The organism is Vibrio sp. R12-SG2-ISO1 (assembly GCF_059834045.1).
The window spans coordinates 33,229-49,391 of record NZ_JCBDGO010000029.1; the positions used below are offsets into that span (position 1 = coordinate 33,229).

Annotated in this window: 20 protein-coding genes; all 20 read right to left on the bottom strand. The window is 50.0% G+C overall.

All coding sequences use genetic code 11. The features are described 5' to 3' along the window. Window positions 1-106 precede the first annotated feature (106 nt). Entirely contained in the window at window positions 107-361 is a 255-nt protein-coding gene (gene rpsQ / locus AC6R10_RS18230) for a 30S ribosomal protein S17 (protein WP_500627519.1), read from the bottom strand. After that, window positions 361-552: a 50S ribosomal protein L29 gene (rpmC, locus tag AC6R10_RS18235; RefSeq protein ID WP_334554623.1), complete on the bottom strand. Its 192-nt coding sequence runs from the start codon at window positions 550-552 to the stop codon at window positions 361-363. The genes rpsQ and rpmC overlap by 1 nt, the downstream gene beginning before the upstream one ends. Continuing rightward, on the bottom strand, window positions 552-962 hold the full coding sequence (rplP, locus tag AC6R10_RS18240) for a 50S ribosomal protein L16 (protein WP_005379577.1): 411 nt from the start codon (window positions 960-962) through the stop codon (window positions 552-554). Before rplP ends, rpmC begins: the two co-directional genes overlap by 1 nt. Before the next feature lie 11 nt (window positions 963-973). Further along, window positions 974-1,672, bottom strand: coding sequence for a 30S ribosomal protein S3 (gene rpsC, locus AC6R10_RS18245; protein WP_334554625.1), 699 nt, complete (start codon window positions 1,670-1,672; stop codon window positions 974-976). Window positions 1,673-1,689: 17 nt separating this feature from the next. After that, entirely contained in the window at window positions 1,690-2,022 is a 333-nt protein-coding gene (rplV, locus tag AC6R10_RS18250) for a 50S ribosomal protein L22 (RefSeq protein ID WP_334554973.1), read from the bottom strand. A 10-nt stretch (window positions 2,023-2,032) separates the two neighbouring features. Further along, entirely contained in the window at window positions 2,033-2,311 is a 279-nt protein-coding gene (rpsS, locus tag AC6R10_RS18255; protein ID WP_005435078.1) for a 30S ribosomal protein S19, read from the bottom strand. 20 nt (window positions 2,312-2,331) lie between these two features. Then, window positions 2,332-3,156, bottom strand: coding sequence for a 50S ribosomal protein L2 (rplB, locus tag AC6R10_RS18260; protein ID WP_334554627.1), 825 nt, complete (start codon window positions 3,154-3,156; stop codon window positions 2,332-2,334). Window positions 3,157-3,172: 16 nt separating this feature from the next. Next, entirely contained in the window at window positions 3,173-3,475 is a 303-nt protein-coding gene (gene rplW, locus AC6R10_RS18265; RefSeq protein WP_004398471.1) for a 50S ribosomal protein L23, read from the bottom strand. Continuing rightward, window positions 3,472-4,074 (bottom strand): 50S ribosomal protein L4, encoded by a 603-nt coding sequence (gene rplD / locus AC6R10_RS18270; RefSeq protein ID WP_005379556.1) that lies wholly within the window; start codon window positions 4,072-4,074, stop codon window positions 3,472-3,474. Before rplD ends, rplW begins: the two co-directional genes overlap by 4 nt. Window positions 4,075-4,091: 17 nt before the next feature. Then, window positions 4,092-4,721, bottom strand: a complete 630-nt coding sequence (rplC, locus tag AC6R10_RS18275) for a 50S ribosomal protein L3 (RefSeq protein WP_334554631.1) — start codon at window positions 4,719-4,721, stop codon at window positions 4,092-4,094. 14 nt (window positions 4,722-4,735) lie between these two features. Next, window positions 4,736-5,047: a 30S ribosomal protein S10 gene (gene rpsJ / locus AC6R10_RS18280; protein ID WP_001181007.1), complete on the bottom strand. Its 312-nt coding sequence runs from the start codon at window positions 5,045-5,047 to the stop codon at window positions 4,736-4,738. A gap of 525 nt (window positions 5,048-5,572) precedes the next feature. Then, window positions 5,573-6,310, bottom strand: coding sequence for a 23S rRNA (guanosine(2251)-2'-O)-methyltransferase RlmB (gene rlmB, locus AC6R10_RS18285; protein WP_500627518.1), 738 nt, complete (start codon window positions 6,308-6,310; stop codon window positions 5,573-5,575). A 56-nt stretch (window positions 6,311-6,366) separates the two neighbouring features. Beyond that, the gene (gene rnr / locus AC6R10_RS18290; RefSeq protein ID WP_500673114.1) at window positions 6,367-8,847 is read right to left on the bottom strand and encodes a ribonuclease R; all 2,481 of its coding nucleotides are present in this window, start codon (window positions 8,845-8,847) and stop codon (window positions 6,367-6,369) included. A 301-nt stretch (window positions 8,848-9,148) separates the two neighbouring features. Then, window positions 9,149-9,787, bottom strand: a complete 639-nt coding sequence (gene motX / locus AC6R10_RS18295; protein WP_500629860.1) for a flagellar protein MotX — start codon at window positions 9,785-9,787, stop codon at window positions 9,149-9,151. A gap of 331 nt (window positions 9,788-10,118) precedes the next feature. Further along, on the bottom strand, window positions 10,119-11,435 hold the full coding sequence (locus AC6R10_RS18300) for an adenylosuccinate synthase (protein ID WP_334554640.1): 1,317 nt from the start codon (window positions 11,433-11,435) through the stop codon (window positions 10,119-10,121). Between the two features lie 161 nt (window positions 11,436-11,596). Beyond that, window positions 11,597-12,538 carry an isoaspartyl peptidase/L-asparaginase family protein gene (locus AC6R10_RS18305; RefSeq protein WP_500673115.1) on the bottom strand — a complete coding sequence of 314 codons (942 nt, stop codon included), beginning with the start codon at window positions 12,536-12,538 and terminating at the stop codon, window positions 11,597-11,599. 144 nt (window positions 12,539-12,682) lie between these two features. Further along, window positions 12,683-13,267 (bottom strand): peptidylprolyl isomerase, encoded by a 585-nt coding sequence (gene slyD / locus AC6R10_RS18310; protein ID WP_487903342.1) that lies wholly within the window; start codon window positions 13,265-13,267, stop codon window positions 12,683-12,685. A 97-nt stretch (window positions 13,268-13,364) separates the two neighbouring features. Continuing rightward, a complete protein-coding gene (locus tag AC6R10_RS18315; RefSeq protein ID WP_334554646.1) occupies window positions 13,365-13,559 on the bottom strand; it encodes a YheV family putative zinc ribbon protein in 195 nt (64 codons plus the stop codon). An 82-nt stretch (window positions 13,560-13,641) separates the two neighbouring features. After that, a complete protein-coding gene (gene kefB, locus AC6R10_RS18320) occupies window positions 13,642-15,435 on the bottom strand; it encodes a glutathione-regulated potassium-efflux system protein KefB (RefSeq protein WP_500673116.1) in 1,794 nt (597 codons plus the stop codon). Beyond that, on the bottom strand, window positions 15,419-16,063 hold the full coding sequence (gene kefG / locus AC6R10_RS18325; protein ID WP_500673150.1) for a glutathione-regulated potassium-efflux system ancillary protein KefG: 645 nt from the start codon (window positions 16,061-16,063) through the stop codon (window positions 15,419-15,421). Before kefG ends, kefB begins: the two co-directional genes overlap by 17 nt. Window positions 16,064-16,163 lie beyond the last annotated feature (100 nt).

The following is a 16,163-nucleotide window of genomic DNA, read 5'->3' on the forward strand; positions in this document are numbered from 1 at the left end:
TTAAAAGGGACGCGAATTGTACCACCCTTTTTTTCACTTGGGTAGTCAAAAAATAAACGGCCCCAAAAAAACTTTTTGGAGCCGTTTCATCATAGAATTAACGAGATTACATCTTCGCTTTTTCTACAACTTTCACCAAAGTCCAAGACTTAGTCTTAGACAGTGGACGACACTCTGCGATTTCAACTTTGTCGCCTAGGCCACATTCGTTGTTCTCGTCATGTGCGTGTACTTTTGTCGTGCGTTTTACGAACTTACCGTAAATTGGGTGTTTTACGAAACGCTCGATAGCAACAGTGATAGACTTGTCCATCTTGTCGCTGATTACACGACCTTGTTGAGTACGTTTTACTTCGCTCATTATGCGCCTGCCTTCTCAGTCAAAACAGTTTTCACACGTGCGATATCACGGCGTACAGCTTTCAGAGTATGAGTTTGCTGTAGTTGACCAGTCGCAGCTTGCATGCGCAAGTTGAACTGTTCACGTAGCAAACCTAGAAGCTCTGCATTTAGCTCTTCAACGCTTTTTTCGCGTAGATCTTGTGCTTTCATCACATCACCTGCTTAGTTACAAATGTCGTCTTGAATGGCAGTTTGCGAGCCGCTAGGCGGAACGCTTCACGTGCCAATTCTTCAGGTACACCACCCATTTCGTACATAACCTTACCAGGTTGGATTTGGGCTACCCAGTACTCAACGTTACCTTTACCCTTACCTTGACGAACTTCAAGTGGTTTTTCTGTGATAGGCTTGTCTGGGAACACACGGATCCAGATTTTACCTTGACGCTTAACGTGACGTGTCATTGCACGACGTGCCGCTTCGATTTGACGAGCAGTTAGACGACCACGGCCAACAGCTTTAAGACCGAATTCGCCGAAGCTTACATCAGTACCTTTAGCTAGACCACGGTTACGACCAGTCTGAACCTTACGGAACTTAGTACGTTTAGGTTGTAGCATCTGTCGACTCCTTACTTACGGCCTTTGCGCTGCTTCTTAGGCTTGTCGCCTTTAGGCTCTACAGCGTTAGCTGCTGGCATGCCGCCTAGGATCTCACCTTTGAAGATCCAAACTTTAATGCCGATTACACCGTATTGGGTGTGAGCCGAAGAAGTTGCGTAATCAATGTCAGCACGTAGAGTGTGTAGAGGCACACGGCCTTCACGGTACCACTCTGAACGTGCGATTTCAGCGCCGCCTAGACGACCGCTTACTTCCACTTTGATACCTTTAGCACCTAGACGCATTGCGTTTTGTACCGCGCGCTTCATAGCACGACGGAACATCACACGACGCTCTAGCTGAGACGCGATGCTGTCACCAACAAGTTGCGCATCCAGTTCAGGCTTACGTACTTCAGCGATGTTAATTTGCGCTGGTACACCTGCAATTTTAGCTACAGCTGCGCGTAGCTTCTCAACGTCTTCACCTTTCTTACCGATAACAACGCCTGGACGAGCAGTGTGAATAGTCACACGGATGCTCTTAGCAGGACGCTCGATAACGATACGTGAAAGAGACGCTTTCGAAAGTTCCTTAGTTAGGAACTGACGTACCTTGAAGTCGCCGTCTAGGTTGTCAGCGAATTCTTTGGTGTTAGCAAACCATGTAGCATTCCAAGGCTTAACGATGCCTAGACGAATACCATTAGGATGTACTTTTTGACCCATTGCTTACTCTCCTAGTCTCAAGCGTCTGCAACAACAACAGTGATGTGGCTTGAACGCTTCAAGATACGATCCGCACGACCTTTAGCACGAGGCATAATACGCTTCATGATCGGGCCTTCATCTACGAAGATTTTAGCGACTGATAGATCGTCGATATCTGCACCTTCGTTGTGCTCCGCGTTCGCGATAGCTGATTCAAGAACTTTCTTGATCAGTTCAGCCGCTTTTTTGTTGCTGAACGTCAAGATTTCTAGAGCTTGATCAACTGATTTACCACGAATTTGATCTGCAACTAAGCGAGCTTTCTGAGGCGAAATGCGAGCAAAGTTATGTTTAGCTACTGCTTCCATCATCTACTCCTTAACGCTTCTTAGCTTTCTTATCCGCAGCGTGACCGCGGTAAGTACGTGTTGGTGCGAATTCGCCCAGTTTGTGACCGATCATTTCTTCGGTAACGAAAACTGGAACGTGCTGACGACCATTATGGACAGCGATGGTCAAACCGATCATTGTTGGAATGATCATTGAGCGACGGGACCAAGTCTTAATAGGCTTTTTGTCTCCGCTTTCCACCGCTTTCTCTACCTTCTTCAGCAAGTGTAGGTCAATAAATGGACCTTTCTTGAGAGAACGTGGCATGGCTTATCCTCTTATATAGATTACTTGTTACGACGACGTACGATGTACTTGTCAGTGCGTTTGTTCTTACGGGTCTTGAAGCCTTTAGTTGGCATACCCCAAGGAGAAACTGGGTGACGACCACCAGATGTACGGCCTTCACCACCACCGTGTGGGTGGTCTACTGGGTTCATTACCACACCGCGAACGGTTGGACGAACACCGCGCCAGCGGTTAGCACCAGCTTTACCTAGTTCGCGTAGCATGTGCTCAGCGTTGCCTACTTCACCGATTGTTGCACGGCCTTCAGACAATACTTTGCGCATCTCACCAGAACGTAGACGGATAGTCACGTACGCACCGTCGCGAGCAACGATTTGAGCGTAAGCACCAGCCGAACGAGCTAGCTGAGCACCTTTACCAGGCTTAAGTTCAACACAGTGAACAGTAGAACCTACAGGGATGTTGCGCATCGGCAGGGTGTTACCTGCTTTGATAGGCGCATCAACACCAGATTGGATCTGATCACCAGCTTGAACACCTTTAGGTGCAATGATGTAACGACGCTCACCGTCTGCGTACAGAACTAGAGCGATGTTTGCGCTACGGTTTGGATCGTATTCTAGACGCTCAACTTTCGCTGGAATGCCATCTTTAGTACGTTTGAAATCGATAACGCGGTAGTGGTGTTTGTGACCACCGCCGATGTGACGTACTGTGATACGACCGTTGTTGTTACGACCACCGTTCTTAGAGTTTTTCTCTAGAAGAGGTGCGTAAGGCTTACCTTTGTGAAGGTCAGCGTTAACAACTTTAACTACGTGACGACGACCAGGGGAAGTCGGCTTACATTTAACAATAGCCATTGTTTAACTACTCCTGTTATTCCGCACCGCCAACGAAGTCAAGATCTTGACCTTCTTTCAAAGTAACGTACGCTTTCTTAACGTCGCTGCGGCGACCTTGGCGTAGACCTTGACGTTTGGTCTTACCCTTAGTGATAAGAGTGTTTACAGACTTAACTTCAACTTCAAATAGCTTTTCTACGGCTGCTTTGATCTCTTTTTTAGTCGCATCTTTTGCTACTTTGAAAACGATAGTGTTCGCTTTCTCAGCAGCCATAGTTGCTTTTTCAGAGATGTGCGGTGCACGTAGAACTTTTAGGATACGCTCTTCAGTGATCATGCTAGCATCTCCTCAACTTGCTTAACTGCTTCAGCAGTCATTACAACTTTGTCGAACGCGATCAGTGAAACTGGGTCGATACCAGCAACATCACGTGCGTCAACTTTGTATAGGTTACGAGCAGCTAGGAATAGATTCTCATCTACTTCGCTAGTCACGATTAGAGCGTCAGTTAGCTCAAGCTCTTTCAGCTTAGCTACAAGCTCTTTAGTTTTTGGCGCTTCAACTGAGAAGTTATCAACAACGATTAGACGCTCTTGACGAACTAGCTCAGAAAGAATGCTCTTCATAGCACCACGGTACATTTTCTTGTTTACTTTTTGGCTGTGATCTTGTGGTTTCGCAGCAAAAGTAACACCACCTGTACGCCAGATTGGGCTACGGATTGTACCAGCACGAGCACGGCCAGTACCTTTTTGACGCCATGGCTTAGCGCCACCGCCAGAAACTTCTGAACGTGTTTTTTGAGCACGAGTACCTTGACGAGCACCTGCTGCGTACGCAACAACTACTTGGTGTACAAGAGCTTCGTTAAACTCACGTCCGAAAGTAGTTTCGGAAACAGTTAGTGCATCAGCACCTTTAACCATTAGTTCCATTACTTACTCCTGAGACGTTATGCTTTAACAGCTGGTTTAACGATCACGTTGCCGCCAGTTGAGCCTGGGACTGCACCTTTAATAAGAAGCAGGTTGCGCTCAGCGTCAACACGTACGATCTCTAGGTTTTGAGTCGTTACACGCTCAGCACCCATGTGACCTGCCATTTTCTTGCCTTTAAATACGCGACCTGGAGTCTGACATTGACCGATAGAACCAGGAGCACGGTGAGACAATGAGTTACCGTGAGTCATATCTTGAGTACGGAAGTTCCAACGCTTAACAGCGCCTTGGAAACCTTTACCTTTAGATGTACCAGTAACGTCTACTTTCTTAGTTTCGTTGAACAGTTCAACTGTTAGCTCAGCGCCAACTTCAAACTCTTCGCCGTTTTCCAAACGGAATTCCCAAAGACCACGACCAGCTTCAACACCAGCTTTAGCAAAGTGACCTGCTTCAGCTTTGTTTACGCGGTTGGCTTTCTTAGCACCAGCAGTTACCTGAATTGCTGCGTAGCCGTCTGTTTCAAGAGTTTTCACTTGAGAAACGCGGTTCGCTTCAACTTCAACAACTGTTACTGGGATAGAAACGCCATCTTCAGTAAATACGCGGGTCATGCCCACTTTACGACCGATTAGACCAATCATTCTTCTAATCTCCCTTAACCTAGGCTAATTTGTACGTCAACGCCCGCAGCAAGGTCTAGACGCATCAGAGCATCAACAGTTTTGTCTGTTGGCTCAACGATGTCGATTAGACGTTTGTGAGTACGGATTTCGTACTGATCACGAGCATCTTTGTTAACGTGTGGAGAGATAAGAACTGTGAAACGCTCTTTACGAGTTGGCAGTGGGATTGGACCACGAACCTGTGCGCCAGTGCGCTTAGCTGTTTCAACGATCTCCGCTGTAGAAGCGTCGATTAGTTTGTAATCGAAAGCTTTTAGGCGGATACGAATACGTTGGTTCTGCATGAGACAGAGCTCCAATAGTTATTTATTACACAAACAATATCGCCACTCAGACTCGCTAAGGCGAGAGAATGTACGATTGATTTATGTGAAACCGTAGCATCCAAGATTAGGACGCATTGTCAGCTAATTTTCGATTAGCTCTCGAGAAGAGAAACATTGCTGTTTGTTTTCAAGAGGTGAACTAATTGTATTAACCGCGAACATAAGCTGAGTTTACATTACCTAATTTACCAAGCGGTAAATCAGCTCCTCGCTGCTCATTGGTTCACAACTGGCTTAACCAGTGCGGGGCATTATACAGATCACAGTTTCACATGCAAGGGTTGTTTGAAAAATAGTCGCAGAAAAAGAGGGGGGAGAAAAAGAAGTGCCTAGTTTCTAGTTCCTAGATGGAGTGTCTAGAGAGTCGGAGGTGTGTAGCGATGATATGGATAGAGGAAAAAGTATTTAAGTAAGAATCTGAGAATACCAGCGCCTAGTACCTAGAAATTGACCTCTAGGAACTAGGCACTCGCCACTAGGACCTTACGCCAACCTCTGACGGACAGCTTCGAAGAGGCAGATGCCTGAAGCGACCGAGACGTTTAAGCTCGAGACTGAACCCGCCATTGGGATTTTGATCAGGTCGTCACAGGTCTCGCGTGTTAGGCGGCGCATGCCGTCTCCTTCGGCGCCCATGACGATGGCCAGTGGGCCAGTCAGTTTGGCTTGATAGATATCGTGCGTCGCCTCACCTGCCGTGCCGACAAACCAGATGCCCTGCTCTTGCAAACTGCGCATCGTGCGCGCCAGATTAGTCACGCGCACTAGGGGTACAGTTTCTGCTGCGCCACACGCCACCTTGCTGACCGTTGCCGTCATTGGCGCCGACTTATCTTTTGGCACGATGACCGCGCAAACACCCGCTGCATCGGCATTACGTAGGCAAGCGCCTAAGTTATGGGGATCGGTCACCCCATCCAGTACCAACAGCAGTGGATTGTCGTGCTTGGCGATAATGTCATCCAAATCATGCTCATTGAGCGGTTTGGCGGGCTTAACACGGGCAATCACACCTTGGTGATTGGCGCCATGCGCTTTGTCGTCGAGGGTTTTGCGCGTCATCTGCTGGATGGAAACGCCCACCGCTTGCAACTCATTAAGGATAGGTAGCAGGCGGTCGTCTTGACGCCCTTTAAGAACATACGCTTCAACAAAACGTTCAGGCTCTTTGGCCAACACTGCTTTGACGGCGTGGATGCCATAAATAAATTCGTTACTCATTAGTTAACCTGTTTTGATTCAAGAGAGAGGCGTGATGCGCCCCTCTCTTCGATAGATTATCGTTTGGCTTTTTTCGGCTTACGACCGGGCTTTTTCTTGTTGGCCTTTTTGACTTTTGGCTTTTTCGACCCTTCAGCGCTCGTGTCACGACGAGACTGACCTTTCGCGCCCGCTTTACCGCGCTCAGCGTCAGGACGCTTAGTCGGCTCCACCGCTGGGGTAGCGCGGCGCTCGCCTTTTCCGCTGGCGTTACGCTTCTTCTCTTTTGCTTTACGCTGTGCTTCTGCCGCGCGTTTTTTCGACGTTTTGCCTTTACCGCGTGGTACTCGACTACTTTCCACCAACTCAAAATCGATTTGTCTGTCGTCCAAGTTCACCGACAGCACCTTCACTTTAACGCTATCGCCAAGACGATAAATGGCGCCAAAGCTTTCGCCAATTAAGCGTTGGCCGATCGGATCAAACTGATAGTAGTCGTTCGCCAAGTTAGAGATGTGCACTAATCCATCGATGTGCAACTCACTCAAACGGACAAAGAAGCCAAAGCCCGTGACGTTGGCAATCACGCCATCTAGCTCTTCACCGACATGATCTTGCATGTACTCACATTTGAGCCAATCCGACACCTCACGCGTCGCGTCATCAGCGCGGCGTTCGGTCATCGAACACTGCTCACCGTAGAAGTCCATGTCATCAAATGAATAGTGGTAGCCGCCTGTTGGGGTCCAACGATCGTGATTAGTGCCCGCTTGTTTGGCAATCAAATACTTAATCGCGCGATGAAGCAGCAAGTCTGGGTAACGACGAATCGGCGACGTAAAGTGCGCGTAACGCTTCAGCGCCAAGCCAAAGTGGCCACAGTTGTCGGCATTGTACACCGCTTGCTTCATCGAGCGTAGTAGCATGGTTTGAATCAGCTCTTTATCAGGGCGCTCACCTATCTGCTTCATCAAATCCGCATAATCCGTAGGTGAAGGCTCCAAACCGCCTTTCAAATCCAAGCCAAGCTCAGCCAAGAAATCTCTAAAGCCCGTTAAGCGCTCCTCGCCCGGTGTTTCGTGAATACGATACAGCGCTGGCTCTTTGGCTTTTTCCACCAAGGAAGCCGAGGCGATGTTGGCCAGAATCATACACTCTTCAATGATCTTGTGCGCATCGTTACGCACCACAGGTTCAATACTTTCGATTTTACGCTGCGCATTGAAGATAAATTTGGTTTCGACACTTTCAAACTCGATCGCCCCACGCTGATCGCGCGCTTCTTTTAGCACTTTGTACATCGCGTGCAGCTGCTCAAGATGCGGAACCAAAGCTTGGTAGCGCTCACGCAGCTCTTCATCCCCTTCGAGGATGTCATGCACTTTGTTGTAGGTCAGACGCGCGTGAGAATTCATCACCGCTTCGTAATGCTTGTAGCCTGACAGCTTGCCGGTTTCTGAGATGGTCATCTCGCACACCATACACAAGCGGTCCACCTGTGGATTGAGTGAACAGAGCCCGTTGGAGAGCACCTCAGGCAACATTGGCACCACTTGTGATGGGAAGTAGACCGAGTTACCACGGTTGATGGCCTCTTTATCTAGCGCGCTATCGGTACGCACGTAATAGCTGACATCCGCAATCGCGACCCAGAGACGCCAGCCGCCCCCTTTCTTCGCTTCACAGTAGACAGCGTCATCGAAATCGCGCGCGTCTTCGCCATCAATGGTGACCAATGGTAAGTCGCGCAAGTCAACACGACCGACTTTCGCCTCTTCAGGGACCTCTTCACCTAGGCCTTCAATCTGCTTTTCAACCGCTTCGGGCCATTCATGAGGAATTTGGTGGGTACGAATGGCAATTTGCGTCTCCATACCCGGCGCCATATTCTCACCCAAGACTTCAACCACTTTGCCCATCATTCCACGTGAGCGTGAGCCACGGTCGGTCAATTCAATCACCACCACGTTGCCCATACGAGCCCCTGCTCGCTGGTCATTAGGAATCAAAATATCTTGGCTAATTCGAGAGTCATCCGGCACCACATAGGAGTAGCCATACTCCATGAAAAAGCGGCCGACGATCTGCGTCTGACGCTCTTCCAACACGCGCACCAAGCGCCCTTCTTTGCGGCCACGCTTCGAGTTGTCAGTCGGCTGTACTAAAACGTAGTCACCATGAATGATGTTTTTCATCTGATGGTGCGGCAACACGATGTCGTTATCTTTACCGACACTGCCTTCCGGTCTGACCCAACCATGACCGTCTTTATGGCCAATCACATAGCCTTTCACCATCTCGAGCTTTTCTGGCAAGGCGTAACATTGACGGCGCGTAAACACCAACTGCCCGTCACGCTCCATCGCGCGTAAACGGCGGCGCAAACCTTCGTATTGCTCTTCGCCTTCGAGTTTGAGCGCCTCAAACAGATCGTTGCGGTTCATCGGCACTCCCGCGTTAGTGAGATACTCAAGAATGTACTCACGACTTGGGATGGGGTTTTCGTAATTTTCAGATTCACGATCGGCAAACGGATCGTTGGGCATTGTGTCAGACATAGGCACGCCTATTTTTTCCAGAGGAGTTAATAACAGTATATCGGCTCAAGTGAGCTTTTAATACTAAGCTAGCGTTTTTAAAGTGAAAGGTGGTCTTTTTAGGCAGAGTTTTGCAAGTAGAAGGGTTAGCGGATAAAAGGTGAGTAGATAAAAGCAAAATACCCAGCCAAGCTGGGCATCACCATCACTGGCCACAAAGGCCAATCCAGAGTGCAGGTTGGATAAGCCGCGTGGTGCCTGTTTCGAATTCTAAGTCCGTCGCCTGTTAGCGCGAGTCCCGTCCCCTAGCAGAACGAGTGCGTTACCAGAACGTGTCGCGTTTTTTGGCGCGCGCAATGATGTTTTGCGGCATACGGCGCTCCAGCCCCTGACGCAAAATAGAGATGCGTTTGTGGGTGCGCTGATCCGCGGTGACGGAGTTGTAGAGCCAGCGGTAGGCATCTTCATAATCGAGCGGGCTGCCATAATCACGCAGCAGCAATTCTGCCAGATGAATACGCGCGTTCAGGTTGCCCATCGCAGCGGCTTCACGCAGGTAAGGAATCGCGCGCTCTTTGTCTTCTTGCACCAAGGTGCCTCGAGAGTAGTAACGCCCGAGCTGCTCCAGCGCGGCAGGTAAACCTTGATGGGCAGCGTTCTCCATATAGTAGAGACCCAGTTCCACATCCTGCTCCACACACACACCCCACGCCAACATATCGCCATACAAAAACTCGTAAGACGGTAGGCTAATGCGCGTTGCACGCGCGACAATGTCTTCCACCAGCTGACATTTGTCGGCTTTGACTTGCTCAAGGTGCTTGTTGTCGTTAATCAGTTTGATCAGTTCAGCTTCGGTATAAATCGGGACCGGTTCACCAATCTCCGCTAGCTCATTCGCGGTGACCGTTTGAGCGCCCCACATCAATACCATCGAAGCCGCTAACGTTTTTAGCGTCATTATCTGCACTCTTTACTTCGATTGTTTGTCCATTGTTAACTGGGATGCGCGACTCAACACCACACCTCAATTGCGAGCGACCACCACCGAATGACTCCACTGTTGGAGCCGACGCCAACAAACCGGCGAAAGAGGTGGCAAGCTTGAACCTTATATCGACCAAGATTGATAACTCTTTAATCAAAATTGCCGCTACAAGGCAAATTGTTGCCGCGAAAGGGAGAGAATTCAAGCTGTAAAAACGTAAAAAAACCAGCGCGAGGGCGCTGGTTTATCAGATTCACTGTTGTGGCAGCTATTAGCTATTGGCTATTAGGAATGCCAGCCTAGATTAGGCGTTAAACGGGTGAACTTTGATGATGGTTTCGTTACGGTCAGGACCGGTTGAGATGATGTCAACAGGTACGCCGGTGAGCTCTTCAATACGCTTGATGTAGTTCAGCGCAGCTTGAGGCAAATCATCGATAGACTTGGCACCAAAGGTGTTCTCAGACCAACCCGGCATGGTTTCGTAGATAGGGGTTGCCTTCTCGAACGCTTCTGCCGCCATTGGTGACACTTCAAGGATAGCGCCATCATCCATCTTGTAACCCGTACAGATTTTCAGCTCTTTCAAGCCATCCAGTACGTCCAGTTTCGTCAAACAGAAACCAGACACTGAGTTGATTTGGATCGCGCGGCGCATTGCCACAGCGTCAAACCAACCAGTACGACGTAGACGACCTGTCGTTGCACCAAATTCGTGGCCAACCGTACCTAGGTGTTTGCCGATAGGATCTTGCTTGTCTTGACCATCGTACAGTTCCGTCGGGAATGGGCCTGCACCAACACGTGTGCAGTACGCTTTCGCGATACCAAGAATGTAACCAATGTGACGAGGACCAAAACCAGAACCTGCCGCAACACCACCTGCTGTAGTGTTCGATGAGGTCACGTATGGGTAAGTACCGTGGTCGATATCAAGCAGAGTGCCTTGTGCACCTTCGAACATGATCTTGTCGCCGCGCTTACGAGCCGCATCCAGTTCGTCAGTGACATCAATCACCATAGAAGTGAGAAGGTCTGCGTAGCCTTTCGCTTGCTCAAGCACTTCGTCATAGCTCACCGCTTCCGCTTTGTAGAAATTCACAAGCTGGAAGTTGTGGTATTCCATCACTTCTTTCAGTTTCTCAGCAAACGCGTCCATGTCGAACAGATCGCCAACACGAAGACCACGGCGCGCCACTTTGTCTTCATACGCAGGACCGATACCACGGCCTGTTGTACCGATCGCTTTTTTACCACGCGCAACTTCACGCGCTTGGTCCATAGCGATGTGGTATGGAAGAATAAGAGGACAGGCTTCAGAAATGAAAAGACGCTCGCGCACTGGAATGCCGCGCTCTTCAAGAGGTTTCATTTCTTTCAGTAACGCTTCTGGCGAAAGAACAACGCCATTACCGATAACACATTTAACGTTATCGCGCAGAATACCTGATGGAATTAAGTGGAGAACGGTTTTTTCACCGTCAATGACTAGAGTGTGACCTGCGTTGTGACCGCCTTGGTAGCGAACCACATATTTTGCATCTTCAGTTAAAAGGTCTACGATTTTACCTTTACCTTCGTCACCCCATTGGGTGCCCAGAACGACTACGTTATTTCCCATCTTTCCAAGTCTGATTGCTAGTTAAAAAAGGATTCTAGCACCGAATCACACTTCGTGCAGTCATTTTTTAATCATCCCAAAGGAAACCCCGCTAGTACTCTGGTACGCAACGAGATTTTCTGATCTTTTTGTCCATTTTGATCCACGTTCAGTGGCGGCTTTCATTCATCGGCGTAAATTTTCACACATAAGTCACCCGCGGCATCAATACTAGCGCGATACATGCCTGAGCTGTTCATGGCAAAGTGCACTTGCCCGTGCGCATCGAGAGCAATCAGGCCACCTTCTCCACCTAACGATTTGAGCTCCCCTTGAATGATGCTGTCGCTGGCTTGCTGGACGCTCTCCTTGAGATAGCGCATGCGCGCCGCAACATCAACGGCCACGGTTTTGCGAATGAAGTACTCACCCATTCCCGTGGTGGAGACCGCCACAACGCCATTTTCTGCGTACGTGCCCGCGCCAATCAACGCAGAGTCACCGACTCGGCCATACTTCTTGTTGGTGATACCGCCGGTGCTGGTTGCCGCTGCCAAATTCCCGTGGGCATCGAGCGCCACCGCTCCGACCGTGCCGTACTTGTTGTCATCCGGATAGCGCGACTCCGACAGGGCAAACATTCCTTTCTCTTTCATCGACTGAAGCTGCTCATAGCGGCGCTCGGTAAAAAAGTAATCTTGCTCGGTATAGGCATAGCCGTGCTCAAAGGCGAACGCTTCCGCGCCCTCTCCGATCAAGAGCACATGGTCGCTCTGCTGCATCACCGAGCGTGCAAGCTCTACCGGGTTTTTAATATGGCGCACCCCCGCCACCGCGCCAGCATCACACTGGGCGCCATGCATCACTGAGGCATCCATCTCGACAAACTCTTTGTGGGTCAGCACCGAGCCTTTCCCAGCATTGAAGTGCGGAGAATCTTCCAGCACTTTCACCGCCGCGACCGCCGCATCGAGCGCGTCGCCACCGGCCGCTAACAAGCAGTGCCCAGCGCGCACCGCGCTCTCCAAATCAGACAATATGGCCGCTTTTAGTGAGTCGCTCATTTGCTCTCGCAGTATGGTCCCAGCCCCGCCATGTATGGCGATTGAAATCGGTGAATTCACTCTTTTCTCCTTGATGTTGCTCAGTCACCCTATCCCCAAACAACAAAAAAGCGCAAGTCGATCACTCAACTCACGCTCCTGTTAGCTTCTTTAGTCTCTTTACCTACCTCTAGGAACTAGCCACTAGAAACTAGGCACTCACTATTAATGCGAGCCGCAACCACCGCCACCGCAGCAGCCGTCTTTTTTCTCGCCATGGTCATGGCCTTCACCGCCACAACAGCCGCCTTCGTGATCGTGGTCGTGATCATGACCACAGCCACCTGCTTGATGTACGTGACCGTGCTCGATCTCTTCCGCTGTCGCTTCGCGTAGCGCAACCACTTCCACATCAAACGTCAGTGTTTGACCCGCAAGCATATGGTTACCATCCACCACTACTTCATCACCGTCTACTTCTGTCACTTCGACAGGGATAGGACCTTGGTCAGTGTCTGCTAGAAAGCGCATGCCCACTTCAATTTGATCCACACCTTGGAATACGTCAGCAGGAACGCGCTGAACCAATGCGTCATTATGCTCGCCGTACGCTTCTTCTGGTGAAACCGTCACAGAGAACTTCGCACCTGCTTCTTTGCCTTCAAGCGCAGTTTCCAAACCCGTGATCAGGTTGTTGTTACCGTGTAGGTAATCTAGCGGCGCATCGGCAGTTGATTGGTCAACGACAACGCCGTCTTCCATTTTCACTTGGTAAGCAAGGCTTACAACTACGTTCTTTTCGATTTTCATAATGACTCCAAGGAGAGTGAATAACGGAGCAACACAAACGCTCCGTAAAATAGTGTCGTCTAAGCGGACATTATGGGGATGATTTTTATAAACTCAATCAATCTGGCTTAAAAATACCGATCATATCTTGACCAGCATGGGGCGTTTTCTCCACCTCTTGCGGTTTTCGTTGATCGGTATGCTGGCATTCCACGCACTCGACCCACTCAATATTGTTCTCTATCCACCAGCGCAGGGTATCTTGAGCTTGGCAATGTGGGCAACTCGCCCCAGCTATAAATCGTTTTTTCATGGTGCTCTTGTTATTGGGTTTGTAGGGTTATGGGTTATGGGTTATGGGTTATGGGTTATGGGAAGTGTAGAGCTTCATGGGCTCAATCCCAGTAGTTTTTCGATTGCTGGTCGCTTTCCATCTCACGACCAAAAATCTCTTCCAGCTCTTTACGCGCCTCTTTGGCTCTCAGCGCCAACTGCTTATCTTCGTTGTGCTGTGGCAGAAGCTCTTTGAGCATCGCATTGTCTAACTTTCTAAAGTGCGCCTCAGCACGCTTGGCCTGATAGGGGTGCATGCCCATCTCAACCAAGGCTTGACGCCCTAAGTCTAACGCGCCCAAAAAGGTTTCGCGCGAATAGTTGTCTACACCGTGACTGAGAAGCTGATACGCCTCCACTCGGCTGCGTGCACGAGCAAGCAGCTTTAGGTGCGGAAAATAGTGCTGACAAAGCTCAACGATCTTCATGATCTCATCCGGTGAGTCGGTACAGATGATCATCGCTTCCGCCTTGTCGGCTCCGGCGGCACGCAGTAAATCCAGTTGCGTCGCGTCACCATAAAATACCTTGTAGCCATATTTACGCAGCAGCTTAATTTGGCTGGCATCACTTTCCAACACGGTCACTTTGATTTTGTTGGCGTACATAAGTCGGCCCACAATCTGCCCGAAGCGCCCAAAACCGGCAATGATCACCCGCGGACGTTTGTTGATGATGTCGCTTTGCGACGACTGACCTGAAGTATTAAGCCCGCGTGCATACCACTTGTTCTGCGCCATCAACAGCAAAGGCGTGGTGACCATAGAGAGGCTGACCACCACCAATAAAAAGGCGGTTTGATCTTTACTCAACAACCCTTGACTGCTCGCAGCGGTAAAAATCACAAACGCAAACTCACCGCCTTGACTCAAAATGGCTGCCATTTTACTGCGCGCTTTGGGTCGGCTGCCCGACGCCTTAGCCAGCAAGTACAAAATCAGCCCTTTGATCGATACCAGGCCAATCACCGATAGCAGCACCGCCAACGGCTCTAGCGCCAACAAACCAAGGTTGACCGCCATGCCTACGGCGATAAAAAACAGCCCAAGCAGCAAGCCTTTAAACGGCTCAATCGCTATCTCAAGCTCATGGCGGTATTCACTTTCTGCCAGCAGAACACCCGCGAGAAAGGTACCGAGCGCCATCGATAGCCCCAAAGACTGCATCAACAAGGCGATGCCGATCACCAGCAGCAAGGCACACGCGGTAAACAACTCTCGCACACCACTTAATACGATGTAGCGAAACAAAGGGCGCAATAAATAGTGGCCACCGACCAGCAAACCTATCACGCCGCCGACCATCCACACGGCGCTGAGCCAATCACCACTGGTGTGCCCAGCCAACAGCGGCAACACCGCCAGCATAGGGATCACCGCAATATCTTGAAACAGCAGCACCGCAAACCCTGACTGCCCGGCCTCACTGCCGCCTAGCCCTTGCTCTTCAATCACTTTCAAGGCGATAGCGGTAGACGAAAGTGCCAGTCCCATACCGATCACCACGCTGGTTTGCCAACTCACGCCAAAGAGATTGGCAATACTCGCCAATACGAGCGTAGTCAACACCACTTGAGCGCCGCCCAAGCCCAAAATCGGCCCTTTCATTTTCAGCAGTTTTTTGGGATTGAGCTCAAGGCCAATCAAAAACAGCAGCAGCACCACACCAAATTCGGCAAAATGGAGAATCGCTTCCACATCACTAATCAGCCCCAGTCCCCAAGGACCAATCGCCACGCCCGCCAACAGATAACCGAGCACAGAGCCCAGGCCTAAACGCTGAGCCAGTGGCACCGCCACCACCGCAGCGGTCAGGAAAATCACACTGCTTTGCAGAAAATCACTTTCCAGAGCCATCTTGTCCCCCTTGTGCTCGCGCTTTCGCCTCGCTCAGCTCGGCCCCCGTAGTCATCGGAGCAAGCGGATCGTTGAGCCATTGACGGTACTCTTCGGCATGTTGATAACGCTCCAAGTCAGTCACATTGCGCGCCCAGTAAAGCACCAGCGGTTCAATCCACTCCATTTGACACAAGGCGGCGGTCAACTCAAACGGCTGCAAAATCTCCGACAGTGGATAGCGGTTGTAGCCCGATTTGGCGTACGCATCAAAATGACCGCCGGTGGTGATCACGCTGCGCCACACTTTGCCCTTGAGCGCTTCGCCTTTACCAAAAGCAAATCCTTTGCTTAACACGCGATCGATCCACTCTTTGAGCAGCGCCGGGCAAGAGTACATATAAAGAGGGTGATGAAAGACAATCACATCGTGCTCGAGCAGCAATTGGTGCTCAGCAGCGACATCAATAAAGAATTCAGGATAGTGCGCGTACAAATCGCGCACTGTAACGTGCTCAAGTGAGGCTATTTTCTTCAGCATCACCCTATTGGCCACTGAACCTTGCGACTCTGGGTGCGCGTACAGCACCAGCACTTTAGGTTTATGCTTAAGTGTCTGCTTAGACGTGGGGGTCGATGACAGTTCCATCCGTGAATCACCATCCATTCTTCTCTGTTGCCTTTGACAATACGTGGTTCGCTGCTATTTCTCAATGCTAATCAATCAATTCACACCACCAATAGGCCCA